Consider the following 21,845-nt stretch of genomic DNA (forward strand, 5'->3'; position numbering starts at 1 on the left):
GCTTTTTTCCATGTAAAAGTTAAGCATTTAAAGCCACTTGAACCAGGTTATCTGTAAACGTCGGCGCATGCCCCATATCAACAAACTCTGCCGAACTCACACAGTTAACTGTACCTTTATTTAACTGTCGCCAATAGCCTAATGTGGCCACCACAATACCTGGGCTGACATCATCGGTAATTTGTGCCAATGCCTCAAATTTACCTCTATCGTTAAAGACAGACACCACATCACCACTCTGGATATTTCTCATATCTGCATCCACAGGACTTATCATCACAAACTGTTCGCCCTGGCCTTTTATCTTGTTCTCCATATTGGCGTAACAAGAGTTCAGAAAGCCATGACTTTTAGGTGAAATGATATTTAAAGGATACTTTTCAGCCAACGCAGGATTGCTCTCATGCGTCTCTCTTGATGGGACATAATCAGGTAAGCTGTCTAAAGGTTCGCCTGGCTGGAAACCGTCATACATTTGCCTGAAAGGTCCAGCAACAAAATTTGTGGCTCCTTTTATTTCCAGCTCGCATTTACCACTGGGCGTGGGGAAATTTCCATTGCGGTGAGGAGCACGATCATCTTTGGTACCTACCTTTAATTTGGCAAAACCATGTTCGCGTAAATAAGCTAAATCGATACCATCACAAGCCGGTGATTCCCAGTCAACATAGTTCTCCAGACACTCGCTATCTGACCAGCTAAAGTTTTCTTCTTGGTAGCCCATTCTGGCTGCCAGACGTCTGAATATCTCATTATTGGGAATAGCTTCGCCCGGCGAATCAACACATTTTTCGTTATAGGTCAGATATAAGTGCCCCCATGACAGCACCATATCTTCCATCTCAGCCCCCATAGAAGCAGGCAGCACGATATCAGCATAAGAAGCCGTATCAGAAAGGAAATGTTCAGCCGACACCAGAAACAGATCTTCCCGCATCAAACCTTGAACAATCTTGTCAGTTTCTGCTGCTTGCGTGACAGGATTCGCATTCCAGCACATCATAGATTTAATCGGTGTATCAAGCCCCAACTCACCCGTTAGTGCTCGACCAAGTTGTATTGCATTCACCACTGGCGTGCCTTCCGGAATCAGATCTGGACGCGAGATGACATCAAATTTATAAGGATGCTCCCATACCGGGAACTGCAAAGCACCACCGCCAACATGCCGCCATGCACCGGTTAAAGCTGGCAAACAAGTAATAGCACGGATGGCCTGACCACCACCGTAGTTACGTTCAACTGCTACCCCAAGGCGAATTGCCGCAGGTTGGCTAGTGGCAAACTCACGGGCAAATTGACGGATATCATCCGCAGCTATGCCTGTGATAGTGGCAGCCCATTCGGGTGTTCTGGTCTTGGCTCTATCTGCCAAGGCATCAAAGCCAACGGTGTAGTTGTCGATGTAGTCCTGATCCTGTAAACCTTCTTCAATGATGACATGCATCATCGCCATCGCTAATGCACCATCGGTACCGGGTTTTGGTGCGATATGCCAGTCAGCCTCTTTAGCTGTTTTGGATTTATACGGATCAATCACCACCACTTTGGCACCATTTTTCTGTGCATCTTTCACGATATGCCAATGGTGAATATTGGTGCTAACCGAGTTACAGCCCCAGATAACGATGTATTTAGAATGAATAAAACTCTCGGGATCGACACCTGCCGTCGGCCCTACGGTCAATAACCAAGCGGTACAAGAACCTTCGCCACAAAACGTACGCTCACAGACGGTCGCCCCCATTTTGTTAAAGAAAGCATCGCCCCCGTTTAAGCCATGAACTAAGCCCTGATTCCCTAAATAGCTATAAGGCAAAATGGCATGCGGACCTTGCTCTGCAATAATCGCTTTCCAGCGGCTAGTGATTTCATCTAAAGCCTCATCCCAGCTAATTCGCTCAAACTGTCCACTGCCCTTAGGTCCTGTTCGTCGCATCGGATACAACAGACGATCCGGATGGTAGTGACGCTTTTCATAGTCTTTGAGTTTGACGCATAAGCCGCCACGCGTCATCGGATGTTCTTTATTGCCTTTGACTGAAGTTAATTGACCGTTTTCCACCTCATAGACCATCGAACAGGTATCCGGACAATCATGTGGACAGCCTCCATGATGCGTCGTTTTTAGTACGCTTGCCATATTGCTCTCTCCTCTCTGATATGTATTTTTTTATTATTATTTTCAGACTATACACCAGTTTAAAACGGGAAATATGCCCGTTAATTTACTCAAGATAATTGATAGAAATTTTATTTAAATCAATTACTCACTCTGACATTTTCTTGTAATAGAGCCTCTATACACTTAGCCGCGGATGAATAATTAACCACTTGAGCAATTGAGTGGTTTATCACTTTCATCCTTTTAATCAAAGCCAAACTCGTCGTGAGGCGGGGTCGGAAAGCTACAGGTCTTCCAAGTGAAGATGGCTGGGTTGCATTGCTTGTTTTTTCACTCTAAACATAAGGGAATTTTTATGAAAAAAGCGATGCTATTTGTCATAGCACTATTTTTCTCTGTTGCGGCTAATGCAGCAACACTTAACTTAACAAAAGGTGACTCAGCTTTCACCAACAATGCTAGTCAGGAAATTGATCTTGCTAGTGGTAGTACAGTATTAGCAAGTGGGACTACAGGTAATGGCGCATGGGAATCTTCGTTCAGTTTATTTACTAATGACGCAACACCAGTAGTTATTGAATGGTCATTTAATCCAGAGTCTAATCTTGATAATGCAACTATTGCATTTGGTGTTTTAGGTGGTGCTATTCAAAATTTCAACATTACTGGTGATTTCAGTTTCACAGCGATATTAACTGCAGGTCTGACATATGTGTTGGATATCTATGACGCAACGGGTAAAGCTTTAAATTACAGCCTATCAGTTTCAGCAGTACCTGTTCCTGCAGCACTTTTCTTATTCGCACCAGTTTTATTAGGTTTCTTAGGCTTTCGTAAAAAAGCGATTGCAGCCTAAACCCATCTTTAGAAAATCACCGTTCAATATTGGGGAGCTTCGGCTCCCTTTTTTTATGTATGATTCAATATTTCCTAGGAGAGTATCAGTTTGACTTCTCCACCATCACGCCATCGAGTAACCGCCTGAATGGATTATTTTGTTAGCTTGGGTTATCCCGGTCTCTTTATCTCAGCCTTTTTATCTGCAACACTACTGCCACTTAGCTCTGAATTGGTTCTGAGCACACTATTAATCAAAGGACTATCACCGAGTTTGCTCATCACCACAGCCACCGTGGCAAATGTGCTTGGCTCAATGCTGAATTATGCTTTAGGTTATTGGGCCAGTTCTGCAGTCATAAAAAAATGGTTACGGATATCAGAAAGCGATATTAGAAAAGCGGAAAACCGGTTTAAGAAATATGGCCTTATTTCCCTGTGTTTTGCCTGGTTGCCCATCATTGGTGATCCATTAACTGTTATGGCAGGTCTCATAAAAATACATCTAGGCTGGTTTGTCGTGTTAGTCACAGCAGGTAAGTTGATTCGCTATATTGTCATCAGTCAGGTAGCACTGTCACTAAATTAAAAAACCCCGTTTCAGAGACTGAAACAGGGTTTTAACTGGGTTACACTTTTATTCAATGATGATGTGGATGACCGATATCCTCACCTTCACTATTATAAAAACCGGATGGACCATGGTCGATATACCCCTGGTTAATCATCTTCGCAATAAATGGATCGGATTCACTATCACCAATATCGGCATAATCTGTTGTCTGATAATCATCACGCATTTTAAAGCTGGCATTAACAGCGCTTTCATCTTTAATCAGTTTCGTTAACTGCCATGTTTGAATGTGACTGTCAGCGGTATTTTTCCAGCTTTTCACTAATGATAAAGCAGGTAACCATTCAAGTTGGAGATGGCTATCACCTTCTGTTAACTGATAAGTTTCGACTTTGTCACAGGCTTCCCCCGAAGTTGATACCAGTGTCATATTATTTTTCAACTTGTCTGTAATCAACTCATGCACTTGTTGCCATTGACTATCAGCATTAGCGTACTTCACCTCGCCCGGCTGATACTCGATAGCATGTTGCTCCTTATCAAAAAAACGTACCATTCTTAACTGGCCATTATGGGTGTATTCCCACATATCGGTAACACCCGTCTGGGTAAACTGATTACTAACACGGCCATGTTGACGCCACAACATCATCGTTGCCGTTTTATTAGAGTCACTGTCAGTCATTTCGTACGTTGCCCCTAATAACTCAGGATCGATTGAACAACTCTCGCTCGCCTGAACTAGTAATGGAGAAGTGACTAACACCAGACTCGCTAATAAATGATATTTCATCTGTATAACCTTCATCGTGTTGATTTTATCCAAACGAAAAAGGGGTGGACTCACGCCCACCCCTCTCTTTTTCGTGTGATGTTACTTAATCGCTTTTTCTGCTTTGATTTCCAAACGTGCCGCTTGATTCATGATGTGATAAATCAAGTTTTGTTCATTCACTCCTGTTACCGCACTTGCACCAGGACCTGTCGCAAAAATGGCTACATCTTCACCTGCATGTGTTTCAGAATCTAATGGAATCAATGCTTCTTGATGGTATCCAGATAATTCAGTATCCACAGCAGTTAAATCTTTACGACCCGCATCCGGACCTGCGTTATAGCTGGCATCAGCATCCGTTTCATTGCCCAAGTCACGGAAACCAAGACCGTTTGTATAACCTAAAGTTGTATATGGCTTACCATCAGCAGCTAATGCAGGCTCATCTGAACCAACGCTGACCACTTTACCCAGAATAGGATTACCACGTTTTGGATAACCTGCCATAGTGAATACATGGCTGTGATCCGCTGTCACGATAATCAATGTTTCTTCAGGGTTAGTGTTTTCTAATGCTGTTTTAACCGCATGAGCAAACTCAATAGTTTCATTTAAAGCACCATGAGCATTACCCGCATGATGAGCATGGTCAATACGACCTGATTCCACCATTAAGAAGAAACCACTATCGTTCTTGTTCAATACTTTAATCGCTTTTTCTGTCATTTCAGATAATGAAGGTTCACCGGCAATGTCATTGCCACGATCAGCTTCATATTGCATATGTGATTCATTAAACAGAGCAAAGATTTTATCGGTTTTCGCTGGGTCAATCGCATCAAATCCTGCTTTATCATAAACATACTTACCTGTTGGGTAAGTTGTTTGCCATTCAGCAACTAAGTTACGACCATCTGTTCTGTCACCTTCAACTGAGCTGACTGCATCAGGGCTATTAAAGGCAGGATTTTTTGGTAAGAAGTGACGACGACCACCACCCATAGCGACTTCGATACCGTTAATACGTTTTGCTGTTGGATAACGATTTTTCAGGTTGCTTTCAAATTCCACCAATTGTTTAGCAATATCTTTACAGGGTAAGCCACGGCGGGTAACTGAAGCAGGCATATCTGAAACGTCTTCCCAGTCACGATCCACTGATTTTGCATAAGTCGCTGCAGGTGTTGCATGAGTGATACGTGCTGTTGTGACGATACCTGTTGATTTACCAGCGATTTCAGCCAACTCAAGCGCTGTCACCAGTTCATGACCGTTCATTGTTGAACATACGCCACGTTGAACATCTTCACCAATACCAATGATACCGGCATCTGTCTTAACACCACTCATCATAGCTGTCATCGTACCAGCAGAGTCAGGTGTTTGAGCATCAACGTTGTATGTTTTTGCCAGGCCTGTGAACGGAAAGGTTTCAAAGATCAGGCGGTTTTCTTCACCTGGTTTGCCATTTAACTGGCCTTCTAAAATACGGGCAGCTGTAATAGTAGAAATGCCCATACCGTCACCGACAAATAAAATCACATTTTTTGCTTTGTGTGCATTTTTATACGCTGGTTTGTTATCCATTTTTTCAACAGCGTCTGTATACCAGTCACTGTTAACTTGATAATCAGTTAGAACAGGTTGTTTAGCATAAGCTGTTACGCTCAATGCTAAAGTTGCTGCACCCAATAATAAAGGTAGCTTGTTTGACATGTGTCTCTCCCATAAGACAATTAAAGTGTTTGGTTGGCTAACGGATAAAGCGTAATTGTTATTGATGACATCCAAGTTAAGCATTGATGACAATTTTGTGAACTGAGTCACATCAATGGCTGGCGTGACATTTAAGTCGTTTATATCTTTCCTGAGACTGATGCAGGGATTTCTTCTATTGTCAGCATTTTGTTTCTTAACTCTTCGGTTACCGCCTGTGCTGATGTGCGGTCTCGAATCACTCTTGGTGTGATTAACACCAATAATTCTGTTCTTCTCACCGCATCCGAGGTTTGTCCGAATAAATGCCCTAAAACCGGTAATTTATGTAGTCCTGGTATGCCGCTGTCATTATTGGTTTTACTGTCCTGAATTAAGCCGCCAAGCACGATGGTTTCGCCTGAATTGATAGCAACCACACTTTCAATTTCGCGTTGTTGAATGGTGGGCGCGTCAATCGTCGATGTGGTCGTTTGCACGGCATTACTGACTTCCTGACGTATTTCCATGGTGACAAGACCACTATTATTGACGCGTGGTAATACGGTTAATGACACACCGGTTTTACGAAAATCAATTTCATTAACTGTCGGTGCAGTGGCATCGGTATTACTCACTGATTGTCGGGTGGGAATAGGAATCTCATCACCGACATTGATTTTGGCAGGTTGGTTATCCAGCACCATTAAAGACGGCGACGATAAAACATTGAGTTTTGATTGCGCAGCCAATGTATTCAACGCAAAGCGGACATTGCTTAAGCTATCCACCACGGTAAATGAAAACCCAGGTGTTTTTGCATTAATGCCAGCATTACCTAAATCCAGTTGACTGTTACCCTGCTTACTGCCTACACCATTTTTGAAAAACCATTCAACACCAAAATTCAGTTCATCAGATAAGGTCACTTCAATAATGCTGGCTTCAATTAATACCTGCATCGGCACGGTATCAAGCTGTTTAATCGTACGCTCAATCATGTCGTAATCTTTGGCTGTGGCCATAATTACCAGCGCATTACGCACATCATCGGCAATAATATCGACCTCATCATTTAAGAAACGCGCTTTATTCGCTTGAGATGCAGATAAGATCTGGTCTGGATTATTTAATGTTGTCTGTGTTGAGCCCAAATGGACTTGGGTTTCACCTGGGGCCAGTGTTTGTTTTTCTGTCTTAGAATCTGCCAGCTGTTGGATATTGGCACCAAACACCTGAGCCAGAACATCCGCCAGCTGCTTGGCCTTGGCATTCTGGACTTTATACACATAGAGCTGTTGCTTACCCAGATTCGAAGCCATATCTAAGCGCTCAACCCAACGTTCCACATTTAACAGCGATGATCGGTTTGCACTGATCGCTAAAATACTATTAAGACGATTAATCGCCATTAAGCGCACGGGACCATTAGCTGACGGCTCATTATTGTCTGCCGCTGCTGTCAGCAGAATATTTTCCAATTCACGCTGAATATCGTTCACAGAAGCATTTTTTATTGGATAAATACCGACAGACATCCCCGCCAGCCAGTCGACATCAAACACAGAAATCGTCTGCGTCAGTGTTTGCACATCCTGTTGATTACCGCGTAATAAAACCAGATTACGTTTTTGATCGACTTGAATATCCGTATCCTTCCCAGCATAAGGCATAAGAATTTTGGCCATTTCAGCAGCACTGATATAACGCAGTGGAATGACATGCACCCCATAACCTGACTGAGTATTACCCGATGTTCGGGATAATGCCTGATCGGATGCCACCACCTGATAAAAGTCATGGTTCACCATTAAACGAGCATTATTCATTGCCAATACACTTTCCAGCATCGGCAATACTGCTTCTTTTGCGATGGGACTTGGTGTTTGAATAGTGACTTGCCCTGTTAGGTTTTTATCCATCGAGTAATTCACTGCCAAAATTTCGCCTAATACAACACGTACAAAATCAGCCAGCGCGACGGCTTCAAAATTGAGCGTAATATCGTTGTGTTCAGCATTGCTAGAAAACTGCTGGCGAGGAATTTTCGATGTGGGATTGTCTCCATAAACCACCGTTTTCTGGAGCGGTTTCGTATCATCTGAAGATGTAATATGTTGACTGATAGGCGTAGCAGAAACGGGGTTATTGACACTATTGCCTGCCAGTTTGGCTGGCTGTTGTACTTTGGTGCCAGTCAGATGCTGACACCCCGCCAGCACTATTAACGATACGACTATTGCTGCTAGCCTAATCATGTGTTTGTATCACTCGCTTATTGAATTCATAACCGACAAGCATATGAAATGAATGTGACATTATTGATACGGATCGTCATCCAAGGTAGTGCCGGATACAAAAGTGGGCGAACTTTCCTGCTCTGTGGTGATGACATCTGTAGAAATCGTAGTTGCTAATGACGGTGTTTGCGGATTAAACAACATCACACGACGTCGCTGATCGGCTTTACTGAATACGGCTGCTATCGATGAAATATCCTCTAATGTCCAGCCATCCAGTTCATCGTTTAGCTGTAAATGTTTCACCTTGTTGGTTTTATCATCTGTCATTAATACCGTTGACGAGTTTTCACTTATGGCCACCGCAGAGAGACGATAATGATTTAAAAATATGGTGTGTTCAGTCGGCTCCGCGGTTTGCTCTATCGCAGGCTCGACAGAACGGTTTGGTGAGAAAATCGCCTGGGTTAGCAAAGCATCAGTAGCAGACGGTGACGGTAAATTAATAACGGTGCTCTGCTTATCAGCCAAAGTCTGCTGACGGTTAACCGAAGCATCAGTAACAACAGGTTCAGCATGCATATGTCTGTACTCGATTGCCACACTCGCCATTGATAAAACGATTAACAGCCATGAGCTAATAACAACCCAGCTCATGATGCACTCTCTGTTTTCTCTGCTTGATAAAAGCCGGTCATCATGGTTTGCACTTCAAGCTGAGAGGGTGATGACTGAGTGTTATCATCATTCATCACAATGGATAGCTCATCAATAAGCAGTAACGGTTGCTGAGATTCAATACGGGATAAAAATGCCACTAAACCTTTCAAATCCGTCTGGAACTGAAGACGTAACTGAATCTGGTCAAAGCCTTTGTCCTGCTCGACAAGCGTCGTCTCGGCACTCATTTTAGTCAGGCCCAAGTCATCCAGATGTTTAGCTACCAATGACTGCATTTGTGCAGCCATCAAGGCTTTTGATTCACCATGAAATAAAAAGCGATCGGCCAACTGCCTCGTTTCATCCTCAGTCAGCAATACTGATGGTTGTTCTAACTGACGAGATAATTTTTGCTGCATAAATCGAGTCTCTTCCTGCGCACTGGTGTAGTGCTGCCGAACAGACAAGGCCGGATTGATAATCACCAGCCAGAAAAATGCAATGACCAGAATGAGTACTGACCAAGCTAGTGCCGGATAAAAACGTGACAGTTCAGCTCGCATCAGTGGCTCGCTTCATTGTGATAAAAAATCGTTCTTTGCCCAGTTGCTTATCAAAGGTCACGGGCGCCTTGAAAGTCACGTCGGTAAATTGTTTTGTCTTAGCTAATAAAGAAAGCAGTGTGGTCGCTGAAGCTGACACGCCCTGAATCTCAATGGTATTGTCTCTGACCTGAAAGCGTCTTACCCAGGTGTCTTTTGGCAACACCTCACTCAGGGTATTAAGCACAGCTAGCCACTGCTGCTGACGTTGTTGCTCTGCTAACTCACGAAATTGTGCCAGCGTATATTCACCATGTTGTTGCTGCTTCACATCATGCATTGCCTTTGTGCGAAAAGCCGTCAGACTTTTTTGTTGCTGTTGCAGCTGGGTCTCATAAAAAGACAAGGGCAGATAAAGCGCACAAAGTAGGCATACCAAGGCCGAAGCAGGCAAGACATACGCTGACCATGCGTTTTTTGAAGACAGTGAACCTAATAAATTCACCCGATCACGATATAAACTGTCTTGAACAGACACCCTGTCGATACTAATGCCTAAGGGTTTCAGGCGATGTTGATGCTGTTCGATATCTTCACGCAGCATGACAAACAAGCGAAGCTGAATCAGCTCCGGATCGTCTTGTTCTTCCAGCTCAACCCAGTCAAAGATCACCTGCTCAGCCTGAAATGGTGTGTACTTATCCATTTCAAAGCACAATAGCTCGGGGATATTGTGTTTTGCAGAACGTGGAATAGTTAGTAGACGAGACAATACTTGTTGTTCATCAAGCAATAAGACACTCTTGTTCGGACTCGGTTTTTTAGGCAGGGTGAGCTTATCAGCACGCTTTGTTGTGGCTTGCCAACGAATGTCATCTCCAGCCTTAGACCATAGCGTTAACTGATAACTATCCTCATGGAAGCTGATACATAATCGTCGACGGCGAATATCAGTTTGATATTGCCAGCGTTTAGGCAGCCCAGCATTAAGCTGTGATAACCACCATTTCCAGGCAGACGCAATGCCTTGTCTGAGTTGTTGCCAGAACATCAGGACTCAACTCCTGTGATAGCCTGCCAGGACAAAATTGCATAATCCTTGGTTTGATCCGGATTCAGCAATACCGCCACTTTCAGACTCGCTACACTTTTTTTAACCTCGGCGCGACTGATGATGACAAAACAACGACCAGCGGGAAGTCGTTGTAATTGATCATTAGGCAGTTCACTAAGACGTTTCCGCTCATTTTCACTGTAGATACTTACTGGTAGTACAGATAAGTTAAGACCCGATTGTTGAGAATATACCGTCATCAACGGGGCTATCTTTTGATAATTCTGCTCGTCCATCGACAACAGCAAACGCAGCTCTTCAAGACTATTAAAAGCGGCATTTTTGGGTGAGTCATTACGCCCAGCAGATCGGTAATGTAAACGTTCAGCTCCGGCGGGGAGACGTTCACTATCACGGTCACGCCAATCAACAATTTGATCGGCATATTGTTCAGCCGCATGTGAAGACCAGCCTTTTATTTTTAATACGGAAGTGATTAATTCAGCCGGGGCGTAATTAACATCAAGTAATCCATTTTGATCTTGAATCTGGAGAAATAAGGTGCCTTTATCCGTCATCATCTTGTATCGGCTGCCATTGGTAAGTCTGTCACTACGCTCATCAACTAATGCTTGGATCACCTGCCACACGCCATCCATTGCCAGATATTTACTTGCCAACGCCTCCTGCTGCTGTTTGATTTGTTGCGTTTCAATACGCATGGTTTGGCTAAAACTCACGGCTAAAATCATCAAAAGCGCGATCATCCAGAGCACGATCAATAACGCTGCACCTTGCTGTTTGACTGAGCTCATGAGTCACTACGCTGCACACTGAGATGATCCCGCATCCGCGTCACCTGGACAGGCAAAGACACCACGATTGGATATTTTTCTGCCTGGTTTTTCTGAGCCACAGTGACTGAAATCATTGGTGGTAGTTGCTGACTTTTTCGCCAGGCTGAATGCCATTTTGGTGTGATGTTGTTATGAAGTTCTGCATAGGAAAAATCCAATGATGCCATGCCATTTAACAGCGTAATCTGCTGAATATTCTTATGATTTTTAAGCAGACTCAGTAATGGCTGATAATTCATCACCAATTGGTTTTCTTTAAGCATCAACTCAACCCAATACAGGCTGTTACCACCGGCATGAGCAGGTAAAGTAGAAACAAATCCAAGCTGATGTTTTGCACCTGAAAATAACACCGGATGTGAGTTGCCCTGATTCATCACAATCGGTGAGGTCTGACTGATAAGTCGTCTGACAAATTGAGTCACCAGTCGTATATCATCATTCATCTGCACCTGCTCAATGCCGGACTGAGTCTGTCCGCTGAGCGTACGTGAGGCACTGAATAACAAACCCAGCATAATCGTCATTAAACTGATGGCAATCAACATTTCCAATAAGGTAAAACCTGATTGCTTGTTCATGGTGTGGCCTTATTAACAGGTACCAATGTAGAAAGATGTATCTGATACGGTTTACCCGAGCGCTGCCATGACACATCGGCACTGACTTCTTGTAGAGGCAGCTTTGACGATGCACTGACATTTATCGGCTGAATAGTTAGCTGCCACTGAAATTGCTTCTCAGTAGTGCCGGATTGTTGAGTGCCACTGGCTTGATATGTCGCTTGAGCAATCAAGGATTCTGCAATGCTGGTCGCCACGTTAAAATCCTGGCCCAGACGAATAACTTGCTGACCTTTTGCATACAACTGAAACAGTATGACTAAAGACACACTCATCAAACTGAAAGCCACCAGTAACTCAAGTAAACTAAAGCCTTGCTGTTTCATCACATTGGCAACTGTTTACTTAACTGAATTTGCCCAGTCACCCAGTTCACATCAATGGCAAAGGCATAATGATTATCTGCCAATAACAATCGGCCGCCGCTACTACTGCCATCGGCATAAAATACGATACTTCCCTGGTTCTTTGCATTTGTCCGGTCTGCTACATAGGCATCCAGCTTTGTGCTCGTCGCCAGTTGCATACGCTGATTGTTGTGAGCGATTTGTTGGTTGGTGACATTCAGTTCAACGTATTGCGTTTGTTGACTCAGCATCGCTTCATTGCGGGCTTGCCGCATTAATAACACTAAGCGCTGAGATTCCGCATACAGACTATGGTGTTCCATCACCGGACGAAATAACGGGGGTAATAAAGTCATCAGCATGACCATCAGCGTCATCACGACTAATAGCTCAATTAAGGTAAAGCCTTTTGCTATTGCCGAGCGTGACAATATCGTTACTCCCAGCTATTGATATCTTGATCATCACCACTACCACCCTGCTGATTATCGGCACCTAATGAATACAAGTCATAGTCACCATGTTTGCCGGGTGAAACATAATGATAGGCATGCCCCCAGGGATCGACTGGGACTTTTTTCTTTTTGAGATAAGGGCCATTCCAGCCAGAGAGATCAACCGGCTTTTCAATCAGTGCATTTAAACCTTGAGCAGAAGTCGGATACACACCCATATCCAAATAATAAATATCAAGTGAGGCTTGCAGATCAGCAATCTGTAAAACAGCGGTATCGGCTTTCGCCCCACCTAACTGTTTCATTACTCTGGGACCGACCAGACCAACCAATAATGCCAAAATTGCCAGTACCACCAGCAATTCGATAAGACTAAAACCACGATTATTTCTTTTCATCATCAGCGGAATATAACCACTAAAAATGAAACTTTAATGACAGTGACTAACGAACCAGATCGTTTAAGCCCAACATCGCTAACATGATAGAAATAATAATGACGCCAATAATGCCGCCCAAGCCAATAATTAATATCGGTTCAACCAAATTTAATAATTGTTTGGTTTTGTCTTCCACTTGCTGCTGATAGGCTTTTGCCACTTTGCCGAACATAGGTTCCAATTGTCCCGTTTGTTCACCAATTTCGACCAGCTCGATTAACAGGCTCGGAAAACAGGAAAAAGACGTTAATGCTTTGGCAAGTGAACTGCCGTTAGAGACCTGCTTTGCCACCTCAGTTAGCGCCTGTTTGATTTTGCCATTATTGATTGAACCAGACGCCATATTGACCGATTCAATTAACCCCACACCATGGGTCAGCATTGACGCCATACTTTGAGAAAAACGGCCAATATTAACGGCGGTCACCAGTGAACCAATGACAGGCAACTTGAGTACTTTGCCATCCAGCCAGACTTTGCCTGCTTTTTGTTTTTGTAGCGTATCAATCGCCAGTGCCAGCACAATAAATATAACCAAAGGCAGCCACCAGCTCTGTTCAAAAAAATCGGCAACGGCAAACACCTGTTGTGTCAGCCAGGGAATGGTTTGCTCGGCACCATCAAATAATGGCACGAACTTAGGGATAACATAGGTCATCATCATCACAATCGATAATATCGACATGACCAGCAAGATCAGCGGATAGGTTAAGGCAGATATTAATTGTCGGCGTAATAAAGCCATGGTTTCCTGATAATGTGCTAATTCATTCATTACCTGAGGTAAATGCCCGCCAGTCTCGCCCGCCAGCACCATATTGATATGTAAATCGGTAAATCGCTGACCTTGTCCTGCCATCGCTTTTGCCAGACTCTCACCACCAGCCACACCTTGATGCAGTGCAGCCAGCGTGTCTTTTAATACCGTTGAACTGGCGAGTCGTTCCATACGCTTTAATGATTGGTCGACTGTAAGTCCAGCATCCAGTAATGTCGCTAACTCACTAAAAAAAGTTAGCAAATGTGTGGGCGATAACGGCGCTTGCTGCTTTTCACGGCGTAGATTAAATATCCCTTTCAGCCATGATTGTTTGGTCACCGACACTGGCACATAACCAGAATGACGAAGAAACTGCACCACGGCCGTTTGATCTGCTTCCTCTTTACTACCGGAGATCATCTCGCCTTTAGCGGTTAACGCCTTATAAACAAACTTAGTCATGAGCATGGTGCGACTGTGTTAAGCGAAGCACCTCATCAATGCTGGTCATACCAGCCAGCACCAAACGCAGGCCATCTTGTTTGAGTGTCTGCATGCCCTGCTCCATGGCTTTTTGCTCAATGGTCTTGGCATCGGCTTTTTGTAATATCAGCTGACGGATAGCATCGCTCACCATCAATAATTCACTGATCATCGTGCGTCCCTGATAACCACTTTGCTGGCAATGATCACAGCCAACAGCGCGGTAAATCGTCGCCTGATCATCAAATGCAATCGTATCAGGCATCAAAGACTTCCAGCTCTCTGCTGTCATGGCCATTGGTTGACGACATGACACACACAAACGGCGAACCAAACGCTGTGCCATCACCGCATTCAGGGATACGGCAAGTAAATAATGCTCCAAGCCCATATCCAGACAGCGTGTCACCGCACTACTGGCATCGTTAGTATGCAATGTTGAAAATACTAAATGGCCGGTTAATGCTGATTGAATGGCTATTGAAGCAGTTTCTTTATCACGCATTTCACCAATCATCAGCACATCCGGATCTTGCCTGACCAGAGCGCGGAGCGCTTCAGCAAAACCGAGACCAATACGCGGTTTGACCTGGATCTGGTTAATGCCCGTCAGTTGATATTCAATCGGATCTTCGACGGTTAATATTTTTTTCTCTTCGGTATTTAATTGCTGCAAAGCAGAATATAAGGTCGTGGTTTTACCACTGCCAGTGGGCCCCGTCACCAAAATAATGCCATGAGGCTGTTTGATTTGTTTCATCAGCCCGTTTAATGATTGTGGTGACAAACCCAGTTGGTGAATATCCAGTGTCACTTTTTGTTTATCAAGCAAACGAATGACAATGCTCTCACCGTGCAGGGTCGGCGTGGTGGAGACACGGCAATCTATCAAACGACCATCAGCATGAATTTGCAGACGACCATCCTGTGGCAGTCGTCGTTCAGCGATATTCAGCTCTGCCATTATTTTGATACGGGATATCACGGCAGCACTGGATTTAACAGGTGGAGAATCGAGCTGTTTTAATACACCATCCATGCGATAGCGAACCGCCAAATGATGCTCAAAAGGTTCAATGTGAATATCAGACGCATTCAGCTCAACCGCCTTATTGAGCAATGAGTTAACCAGCTTCACCACCGGCTCTTGCGATGCCATATCTTTCAGGCGATTCACCAGCGATGAATCATCATCGGTATCTGCAAAGATCCCATCAGCATGCACCCTATCCTTGTCCTGCCGAGCAGCATGCCATTTTTCATATAACTGTTTAAATTCACTCTGGGTAATCACCAGCCTTTTTACCCGTTTCTTAGTTAGCTGGGCTATCGACCGACAAGCAAAGCTATCTTCCGGATTCACCATGGCAAGCGTGAGTTCTGCCTCGTCGATAAACACGGGCAAACATTCTGCCTCTTGTAAAAATCGACTGGCTATCTGATGTTCGGGAGCTTCAGCGGGTAAGGATTTGATGTCACATTTTTCAATATCATGAGCTTTCACATAAGCGGAAGCCATCTGTTGCTCGGAAATCAGCCCCAAACTCACCAGCAAAGAAGGATTCTGTGATAACTGCTGCTTATGAAACGACTCGGCTGTAGTCAACGAAAAGCTATCAACCAAATGATGATCGAGTAAATAAGGAATCACCTTGGATGAACGTGTCACACTTGCTGCTGTCATGAGTTATACATGGATGAATGATAATCTTGAAAGTCAATCACACAGTCATGTCAAAACGATGACAAAGAATCAAAAAGCATTTGATTCTAAAGTGTTAGAGCAATAGGCCGATATAAGAATTATGTGAACTATTTATCGTAGAAGATAACTAAGGTCATGTAAGATGGCACAAAAAGTAGGAGGTAGGACATGAGTATTTCAGCAACACAAGGCAGCCCGAAAATCAGTATCGATGATTATCTGATGGTCAAAAGTGCTCAAATGAGTAATAACAAAGCCAAGTTAGATGGTGCCAATGCGTTAAAACTGATTGAATCTGCTGTCCCTGCACCTACTGCCACACAAGGCAATAATCTAAACGTAAAAGTCTGAGTTTCTCAGACTTTTTTTTGCCTGCTGTTCAGCCAGGCAACTCAATCTCACTGTAAAAATCCTGATACACAATCTCCACCCGAAGTCTGTCCCCCTCTGCTAGTAGAGCCTGCGGTTGGCTTACTGCTGTCATCCACTGCTGCGCCTGTTCTTGTTTGACCAGATTACAAATATCACCGATAGGCCAGTGGAAATACACTTCATGTTGTTTTTTAATGGCCAACACATCTTTGTCTATGGATTCAGGAATCGGTAAATAAGAACTGAATATTTCCAGACCACCTTGCTGTTCCGGATCATGAGCAAAATACTCGACACTAATATCCCAGCCCCGAATCAGCCCCTTCTCGTCATCACCGCGTTCCACACTAAAGCCATACATGGCTAAGGTGCCATCGTTTATTTTGGGCAGCTTATTTAATACCTGCTGAATAGATTGCACGGCTTTTTTATCATCTTCTGATAGGGAAGTCTGAGCTGATAACCAATTACCGAATTCAATCGCTGATTGAATGAGTTTTTTATGTGATTCATCAAGCAGAATATTGGCCATAAACTTAGTTCTTCCTGTGCGCATTTTCATAGTGTTTTACCCACTCAAGCACTTCGTCTGCTGGCATGGGCTTAGCAATAGCGTAACCTTGCGCAATATCACAGCCCATATCCATCAGCGGTTTAAAATGCGCTTCAGTTTCAACACCTTCGGCGATGATATTGCGTTTAAAGACTTGAGCTAGCTCAATCACCCCTTTCACAATCGCCATGTCTTCTTCATTACCCAGCATATCCCGGATAAAGCTCTGGTCAATTTTTAAGGTTCTGACTGGTAGTTTTCTCAGATACGACAACGAAGAATAACCGGTGCCAAAATCATCCAGAGCAAACGGCACTCCCAAATAACTACTTGCGGCCGCCACAACCTGCGCTGTCTGAACCGTTTCCAGTGCCGAGGTTTCCAGAATCTCCAGCTCGATATCATCAGCCGCTATAGTCTTGTATTGCTTCAATAATGATTCGAGTTTGTTTAAGAAGGCATCATGCTGAATTTGTCTGGCCGATACATTGATACTGACTTGAATGTGCAAATTGTTTTCATGCCATGTTTGTAATTGGTTGAACGCCGTTTTTAATACCCAGTCGCCTAACTCAATACTGAACTCATGATCTTCAATAATAGGCAAAAATTCCATGGCACCCAATAAACCTCTTTCAGGGTGTTGCCAACGGATAAGGGCTTCTACACCTACAACACGGTTATGGCGAAGGTCCACTTTTGGCTGATAATAAAGCCTGAACTCTTCACCAATCAACGCCAGATGTAATCGCTCCAGTTGGGAATGGTATTCATGCATCTGCTGATCCAGCTTAGCATCAAAGATATGATAGCCATCCCTCCCCGCCTGTTTGGCTTCATACATGGCCAAATCCGCATGACGAATCAAGGTATCACCGTCCACATTATCTAAGGGATAAATAGCCACGCCGATACTAGCTGTGACGTGATGTTTACGATGGTTAATCTTAATCGGCTCAGCAATCTTCTGGCTGAGTCTTGTAAGAATGGGGTCCAGCTCATCGATATTGTTTATGTTACTGATAAGTACAACAAACTCATCCCCCCCCATTCTGGCGGCTGTATCCCCGGAGCGAGTAACTTGGGCTAGTCTTTCAGCCACGGCAATCAACAGTTTATCGCCAATTTCGTGACCGAATTCATCATTGACGGGTTTGAATCCATCCAGATCCAGAAAACATACCGCCAGCAATTTCTCACTTCGTTTAGCAATGGCGATAGCTTGTTCGAGCCTATCTGAAAGTAGTGTTCGATTGGCGAGCTGTGTCAGGGCATCATAGTGGGCCATATTGACTAACAGATGCTCTGTTTTTTTAATCTCCGTAATATCAACAAACAGCCCAAGATAATTGGTAATCTCGCCCTGATCATTTTCTATTGCGCTTACGGTCAAAATTTCAGCAAAAAACTCCCCATTTTTCTTCCGGTTCCATATTTCACCACGCCAACGCCCTTCAGTATGAATGCATTCCCACATTTCTTCATAAAACTCTGCGCCCTGTCGACCTGAAGCAAGAATTTTAGGATCTTCACCGATTAATTCTTCCTGTGTGTATCCAGTGATCTCACTAAATGCGCGGTTCACGCTAATAATACGGTTATCTTTGTCAGTAATCAGAATGCCTTCCCAGGCATCATCAAATACGCTGGCATGTAAACGCAGTGCTTCCTCGTTTTTTAGACGATCAGTAATATCGTAGAACCAACCGATATTGCATTCCTCACCACCATATTTAATTGGCAAGTAGGAAGCGAGTGTCCATTTTGTTCCTTCTCCGTAGATATTAAGCTCTGTCAGTTGGTTATAGATGGTTTTACCTTCAGCGATATGATTTAAATAGGTTTTCACCACTGTAGGATCAACGTAAAAGGCAAAGGGATTGAGATCGTTTAATTTGTCTTTATCCTGATTAACCAGCTCCGCATAACGTTTATTCGCAAAGACAATTTTTTTGGTGGTATTGGTAACAATTCGAACAGCAATCGGGCTATATTCTAGTAATTCTCTGAGTTTGGCTGTATTAGTGCGTAACTCATCCTGAATTTTCTTGAAGTAGGAAATATCAGTACTGGTACCAATCATACGTAAAGGTTGTAAGTCTTTATCACGCTTGATGATCATGCCGCGCGCCATAATCCACTTCCATGAGCCATCGCCACACAGCATTCGGAATTCATCTTGGTAATTGGCATACTCGCCTGAAATATATCCTCTGAAACGCAGTCTGGCCTGCTCTCTATCCTCTGGGTGTATGTATTCGGAAGTCTCGTCTAGCGTGTCTGGGAAACTGTCATCCATATAGCCCAGCATTTTCTTCCAACGCTCGGAATAACTTGCTGTGCCAGCGTCAAGATCGACGTCCCAAACACCGTCACCGGTAGACTCAAGGGCCAGCTTCCAGCGGCTTTCACTTTCAGCTAATGACTTTTTGCTTTCCGCAATACGCGTTAAATATGAATCGATACGTTCAGCCATAGAGTCGAACGCTCTGGCTGCAGTGGTAATTTCATCATTCCCTTTTAGCTCAGCTGTCAACGCCACTTTTTGACCAGACTCAAAACGTGTCATTTCTCTGGTCAAGCGTGTGATACGTGAAATCACATTCTTATTGACTGCAACGGTAATCAACCAACCAGAGAAAATAGTGACCGCAAATAATACGGCTATCAGAATCGCTAATAAACGATTAACGGGTTCGATCAAATCATCTATCGGAATGAGTTTAAAGTAGCGCCAATCAACCGGAACCACCGACATAGAGATGACAATATACTTTTCTCCATTTACGATAATATCTTTTGACGCAATCTGTGGACTATCTTTAACAGGCTGTTTTAACATGACTTTAAGCGCATTCTCTTTATCGAGAAAATCCGTCACCTGTTTTTCATCACCTGACTCAAGCTGCTTTTGCCATTGACCGGCAAGAATGAAATTCCCTTGCTTATCCAACAGGAAATGCTGTGTATCTGGGTAAAGTTGTTGCTCATTGAAAGTAAAGCCCAGCACATTGCTTAATTGCATATCCTCACCAAGCGACCCCACCCACTTTCCACTGACATAAAGCGGGTATAAGGCACTTACCATCCAAACCTGATTAACAGGATCAAATAAAGGCGGTGTAAAGGTATATTGCTTGTCGGGATTATCAGAAGGAGAAGTTAAGCTTACCCAAGGCGTTTGCGTGTAATCATTGTCAGCCTGCTGAGTAAATATAAATTGAGGATAATGAGAATCAAAAATAACTTCACTGCGTAAATCAGGTGACAGATACCACACATTTTCAAATACACGATTAGCAGATGAGCCAAAAACATCCATCACCTGCTTGATGCGTAAATGCATCACTTTCTGCTTATCTGTTAAATCAGCTGAGTCAGGAATGAAAATCCCGGCATTGACCTGACCATCAAACTGGTCTTTCTTATTACGCCAAACCCCGTCACTATTCAGCTCTATTGTTTGATAGAACTTGTCTATTTCTTCCTTTGTAACCGGTTTATCTAATTCACTTTGTAGTAAACGGGCTAAGCCTTTTAATTTAGGTTCTGCATAACTGAGCTTCTGAGAAGTGATATCGACCTGATTCTGAGTCACAGCCAGTAGATTATTCACCTCTCGGTTAAGAAGCTTTTCTTTTGAATAAGCACTTACCCAAATAGCGGCGGGTATGGAAGTCAATAGAATACTGACGATGACGATTAAACTGAGTTTTTCTCTAATCTGCATTGAGCATTGTCTTTTTGAGTCCCCTTGTATGCACGCGTTGGGGTGTGAATCTTTTGTAAAGCCAGTCTACACAACCTTATTAAAGATGTTTAGTTTTGCCCGATAAAAGATGACATTGATAATCAAATAAAAAAGTACAGAACAAAGACCATAACTTCTGCACAACTATTTAGACTTACAAATAATACGTCTTCTCTAGTAAAAACTATTTATAAGCAAATGAAAATAAAAAAGTATTTATTTGCCTATTTATCGCCTGCGTGCATGGCTGAAAACAAATGTCAGCAAGCAAAATAGAACATTAAGCTCGATAAACATTAACCGTTGTAACTCAATAGTAAGAACTTAAAACTATTTGCTGCGCGGTAAATCCAGCCTGATGCGACCTTTTTACTGAGCGTTTTTCAAACACTCATCTTCAATTAGTTCAGCAAAATGATCGATAACAGCTTGCTTTTCACCCTCATTTTCAGCAACCGGTTCATTATAAGCACGCAACATCAAACCCCGTGAAAAATTGCCTACCGTCATCTTCATCGCCTCATGGATAGGCACATTGTTTTGCCGAACCTCCATAAACTGCTCGGCTTTATTTGCCCAGCCCTCACAGGTTTCTTCTTTTGTCAGCTCGTCGGCATGAGCAAAAACACTAACGAACATTAGCCAAGCTAGCGCTAATTTTTTCATGGTTATCACCTCAAACGATATTGATATAACCAGACTATAAACACTTCAACTAAATCCCTCAGCAAAAAGTTGAGCTAAACAGATATTCCTGGAGAGATACAAGGTTGGGTTGAAGCATCAAACCTAACAAAACAATATCACTCATAATTTCAAATGTTGGGGTTCGCTATAGCTCTACCCAACCTACTTTCCAGATCGTTAGGCACAAAAAAACCACCCGAGGGTGGTCATTTATGTGGCGGCGTCAATCGAATTCCCGCGCCAATCACCTGTAAAATATAAACTTAATGAATCATTATTTATTAAGTTGCCCCCATAGTATCCCCCAAAA

The 21,845-nt window shown here is 43.4% G+C and carries 20 protein-coding genes and 1 riboswitch; of the genes, 3 read left to right on the forward strand and 17 right to left on the reverse strand.

The genetic code is table 11. The features are described 5' to 3' along the window. Positions 1-19: 19 nt before the first annotated feature. Positions 20-2,143 carry a molybdopterin-containing oxidoreductase family protein gene (locus tag AC13DA_RS12745; protein ID WP_482945964.1) on the reverse strand — a complete coding sequence of 708 codons (2,124 nt, stop codon included), beginning with the start codon at positions 2,141-2,143 and terminating at the stop codon, positions 20-22. Between the two features lie 224 nt (positions 2,144-2,367). Further along, a riboswitch (cyclic di-GMP riboswitch) is annotated at positions 2,368-2,446 on the forward strand. Between the two features lie 34 nt (positions 2,447-2,480). On the opposite strand from AC13DA_RS12745, the gene AC13DA_RS12750 reads away from it, so the two are divergent. Both AC13DA_RS12750 and AC13DA_RS12755 read left to right on the forward strand, forming a co-directional pair. Then, the gene (locus tag AC13DA_RS12750; RefSeq protein ID WP_474567993.1) at positions 2,481-2,981 is read left to right on the forward strand and encodes a hypothetical protein; all 501 of its coding nucleotides are present in this window, start codon (positions 2,481-2,483) and stop codon (positions 2,979-2,981) included. Between the two features lie 129 nt (positions 2,982-3,110). Further along, a complete protein-coding gene (locus AC13DA_RS12755; RefSeq protein ID WP_007145435.1) occupies positions 3,111-3,551 on the forward strand; it encodes a YqaA family protein in 441 nt (146 codons plus the stop codon). Between the two features lie 52 nt (positions 3,552-3,603). Here the strand turns inward: AC13DA_RS12755 and AC13DA_RS12760 are convergent, their stop codons facing one another. The 13 genes from AC13DA_RS12760 to gspE all read right to left on the reverse strand — a co-directional run bounded on the left by AC13DA_RS12760 (position 3,604) and on the right by gspE (position 16,151). Beyond that, the gene (locus AC13DA_RS12760; protein WP_482945965.1) at positions 3,604-4,329 is read right to left on the reverse strand and encodes a hypothetical protein; all 726 of its coding nucleotides are present in this window, start codon (positions 4,327-4,329) and stop codon (positions 3,604-3,606) included. Positions 4,330-4,410: 81 nt separating this feature from the next. Next, positions 4,411-6,027, reverse strand: coding sequence for an alkaline phosphatase (locus AC13DA_RS12765; protein WP_482945966.1), 1,617 nt, complete (start codon positions 6,025-6,027; stop codon positions 4,411-4,413). A 140-nt stretch (positions 6,028-6,167) separates the two neighbouring features. Next, positions 6,168-8,264: a type II secretion system secretin GspD gene (gene gspD, locus AC13DA_RS12770; protein ID WP_482945967.1), complete on the reverse strand. Its 2,097-nt coding sequence runs from the start codon at positions 8,262-8,264 to the stop codon at positions 6,168-6,170. Positions 8,265-8,324: 60 nt separating this feature from the next. Further along, positions 8,325-8,903, reverse strand: a complete 579-nt coding sequence (locus AC13DA_RS12775; RefSeq protein WP_482945968.1) for a hypothetical protein — start codon at positions 8,901-8,903, stop codon at positions 8,325-8,327. Continuing rightward, positions 8,900-9,469 carry a type II secretion system protein GspM gene (gene gspM, locus AC13DA_RS12780; protein ID WP_482945969.1) on the reverse strand — a complete coding sequence of 190 codons (570 nt, stop codon included), beginning with the start codon at positions 9,467-9,469 and terminating at the stop codon, positions 8,900-8,902. The genes AC13DA_RS12775 and gspM overlap by 4 nt, the downstream gene beginning before the upstream one ends. Continuing rightward, positions 9,459-10,499, reverse strand: a complete 1,041-nt coding sequence (locus AC13DA_RS12785) for a PilN domain-containing protein (RefSeq protein ID WP_482945970.1) — start codon at positions 10,497-10,499, stop codon at positions 9,459-9,461. Before AC13DA_RS12785 ends, gspM begins: the two co-directional genes overlap by 11 nt. Continuing rightward, positions 10,499-11,317 carry a type II secretion system minor pseudopilin gene (locus AC13DA_RS12790; RefSeq protein ID WP_482945971.1) on the reverse strand — a complete coding sequence of 273 codons (819 nt, stop codon included), beginning with the start codon at positions 11,315-11,317 and terminating at the stop codon, positions 10,499-10,501. Before AC13DA_RS12790 ends, AC13DA_RS12785 begins: the two co-directional genes overlap by 1 nt. Then, positions 11,314-11,940 carry a prepilin-type N-terminal cleavage/methylation domain-containing protein gene (locus tag AC13DA_RS12795; protein WP_482945972.1) on the reverse strand — a complete coding sequence of 209 codons (627 nt, stop codon included), beginning with the start codon at positions 11,938-11,940 and terminating at the stop codon, positions 11,314-11,316. The genes AC13DA_RS12790 and AC13DA_RS12795 overlap by 4 nt, the downstream gene beginning before the upstream one ends. After that, complete coding sequence (locus AC13DA_RS12800; RefSeq protein WP_482945986.1) at positions 11,937-12,308, reverse strand: type IV pilus modification PilV family protein; 372 nt, start codon at positions 12,306-12,308, stop codon at positions 11,937-11,939. Before AC13DA_RS12800 ends, AC13DA_RS12795 begins: the two co-directional genes overlap by 4 nt. After that, positions 12,308-12,760: a GspH/FimT family pseudopilin gene (locus AC13DA_RS12805; RefSeq protein ID WP_482945973.1), complete on the reverse strand. Its 453-nt coding sequence runs from the start codon at positions 12,758-12,760 to the stop codon at positions 12,308-12,310. The genes AC13DA_RS12800 and AC13DA_RS12805 overlap by 1 nt, the downstream gene beginning before the upstream one ends. Positions 12,761-12,765: 5 nt before the next feature. After that, complete coding sequence (gene gspG, locus AC13DA_RS12810) at positions 12,766-13,185, reverse strand: type II secretion system major pseudopilin GspG (protein WP_482945974.1); 420 nt, start codon at positions 13,183-13,185, stop codon at positions 12,766-12,768. Positions 13,186-13,228: 43 nt separating this feature from the next. Then, positions 13,229-14,446 (reverse strand): type II secretion system F family protein, encoded by a 1,218-nt coding sequence (locus AC13DA_RS12815; RefSeq protein ID WP_482945975.1) that lies wholly within the window; start codon positions 14,444-14,446, stop codon positions 13,229-13,231. Beyond that, positions 14,439-16,151: a type II secretion system ATPase GspE gene (gspE, locus tag AC13DA_RS12820; RefSeq protein ID WP_482945976.1), complete on the reverse strand. Its 1,713-nt coding sequence runs from the start codon at positions 16,149-16,151 to the stop codon at positions 14,439-14,441. Before gspE ends, AC13DA_RS12815 begins: the two co-directional genes overlap by 8 nt. A 189-nt stretch (positions 16,152-16,340) precedes the next feature. On the opposite strand from gspE, the gene AC13DA_RS12825 reads away from it, so the two are divergent. Next, positions 16,341-16,523 (forward strand): hypothetical protein, encoded by a 183-nt coding sequence (locus AC13DA_RS12825; RefSeq protein WP_007145450.1) that lies wholly within the window; start codon positions 16,341-16,343, stop codon positions 16,521-16,523. 28 nt (positions 16,524-16,551) lie between these two features. Here AC13DA_RS12825 and AC13DA_RS12830 read toward each other — a convergent pair whose 3' ends face one another. From AC13DA_RS12830 to AC13DA_RS12840, 3 genes are all read right to left on the reverse strand, one after another. Beyond that, positions 16,552-17,106: a hypothetical protein gene (locus AC13DA_RS12830; protein WP_482945977.1), complete on the reverse strand. Its 555-nt coding sequence runs from the start codon at positions 17,104-17,106 to the stop codon at positions 16,552-16,554. Beyond that, positions 17,081-20,827 carry an EAL domain-containing protein gene (locus tag AC13DA_RS12835; RefSeq protein ID WP_284452035.1) on the reverse strand — a complete coding sequence of 1,249 codons (3,747 nt, stop codon included), beginning with the start codon at positions 20,825-20,827 and terminating at the stop codon, positions 17,081-17,083. The genes AC13DA_RS12830 and AC13DA_RS12835 overlap by 26 nt, the downstream gene beginning before the upstream one ends. Positions 20,828-21,217: 390 nt before the next feature. Continuing rightward, positions 21,218-21,514 (reverse strand): hypothetical protein, encoded by a 297-nt coding sequence (locus AC13DA_RS12840; protein WP_007145453.1) that lies wholly within the window; start codon positions 21,512-21,514, stop codon positions 21,218-21,220. Positions 21,515-21,845 lie beyond the last annotated feature (331 nt).

The organism is Methylophaga sp. F-2, assembly GCF_056859315.1.

Coding starts and splice junctions, on each gene's coding strand:
- AC13DA_RS12745 (WP_482945964.1), bottom strand. CDS start 2,143: ATGGCAAGCGTACTAAAAACGACGCATCATGGAGGCTGTCCACATGAT.
- AC13DA_RS12750 (WP_474567993.1), top strand. CDS start 2,481: ATGAAAAAAGCGATGCTATTTGTCATAGCACTATTTTTCTCTGTTGCG.
- AC13DA_RS12755 (WP_007145435.1), top strand. CDS start 3,111: ATGGATTATTTTGTTAGCTTGGGTTATCCCGGTCTCTTTATCTCAGCC.
- AC13DA_RS12760 (WP_482945965.1), bottom strand. CDS start 4,329: ATGAAATATCATTTATTAGCGAGTCTGGTGTTAGTCACTTCTCCATTA.
- AC13DA_RS12765 (WP_482945966.1), bottom strand. CDS start 6,027: ATGTCAAACAAGCTACCTTTATTATTGGGTGCAGCAACTTTAGCATTG.
- gspD (WP_482945967.1), bottom strand. CDS start 8,264: ATGATTAGGCTAGCAGCAATAGTCGTATCGTTAATAGTGCTGGCGGGG.
- AC13DA_RS12775 (WP_482945968.1), bottom strand. CDS start 8,903: ATGAGCTGGGTTGTTATTAGCTCATGGCTGTTAATCGTTTTATCAATG.
- gspM (WP_482945969.1), bottom strand. CDS start 9,469: ATGCGAGCTGAACTGTCACGTTTTTATCCGGCACTAGCTTGGTCAGTA.
- AC13DA_RS12785 (WP_482945970.1), bottom strand. CDS start 10,499: ATGTTCTGGCAACAACTCAGACAAGGCATTGCGTCTGCCTGGAAATGG.
- AC13DA_RS12790 (WP_482945971.1), bottom strand. CDS start 11,317: ATGAGCTCAGTCAAACAGCAAGGTGCAGCGTTATTGATCGTGCTCTGG.
- AC13DA_RS12795 (WP_482945972.1), bottom strand. CDS start 11,940: ATGAACAAGCAATCAGGTTTTACCTTATTGGAAATGTTGATTGCCATC.
- AC13DA_RS12800 (WP_482945986.1), bottom strand. CDS start 12,308: ATGAAACAGCAAGGCTTTAGTTTACTTGAGTTACTGGTGGCTTTCAGT.
- gspG (WP_482945974.1), bottom strand. CDS start 13,185: ATGATGAAAAGAAATAATCGTGGTTTTAGTCTTATCGAATTGCTGGTG.
- AC13DA_RS12815 (WP_482945975.1), bottom strand. CDS start 14,446: ATGACTAAGTTTGTTTATAAGGCGTTAACCGCTAAAGGCGAGATGATC.
- gspE (WP_482945976.1), bottom strand. CDS start 16,151: ATGACAGCAGCAAGTGTGACACGTTCATCCAAGGTGATTCCTTATTTA.
- AC13DA_RS12825 (WP_007145450.1), top strand. CDS start 16,341: ATGAGTATTTCAGCAACACAAGGCAGCCCGAAAATCAGTATCGATGAT.
- AC13DA_RS12830 (WP_482945977.1), bottom strand. CDS start 17,106: ATGAAAATGCGCACAGGAAGAACTAAGTTTATGGCCAATATTCTGCTT.
- AC13DA_RS12835 (WP_284452035.1), bottom strand. CDS start 20,827: ATGCAGATTAGAGAAAAACTCAGTTTAATCGTCATCGTCAGTATTCTA.
- AC13DA_RS12840 (WP_007145453.1), bottom strand. CDS start 21,514: ATGAAAAAATTAGCGCTAGCTTGGCTAATGTTCGTTAGTGTTTTTGCT.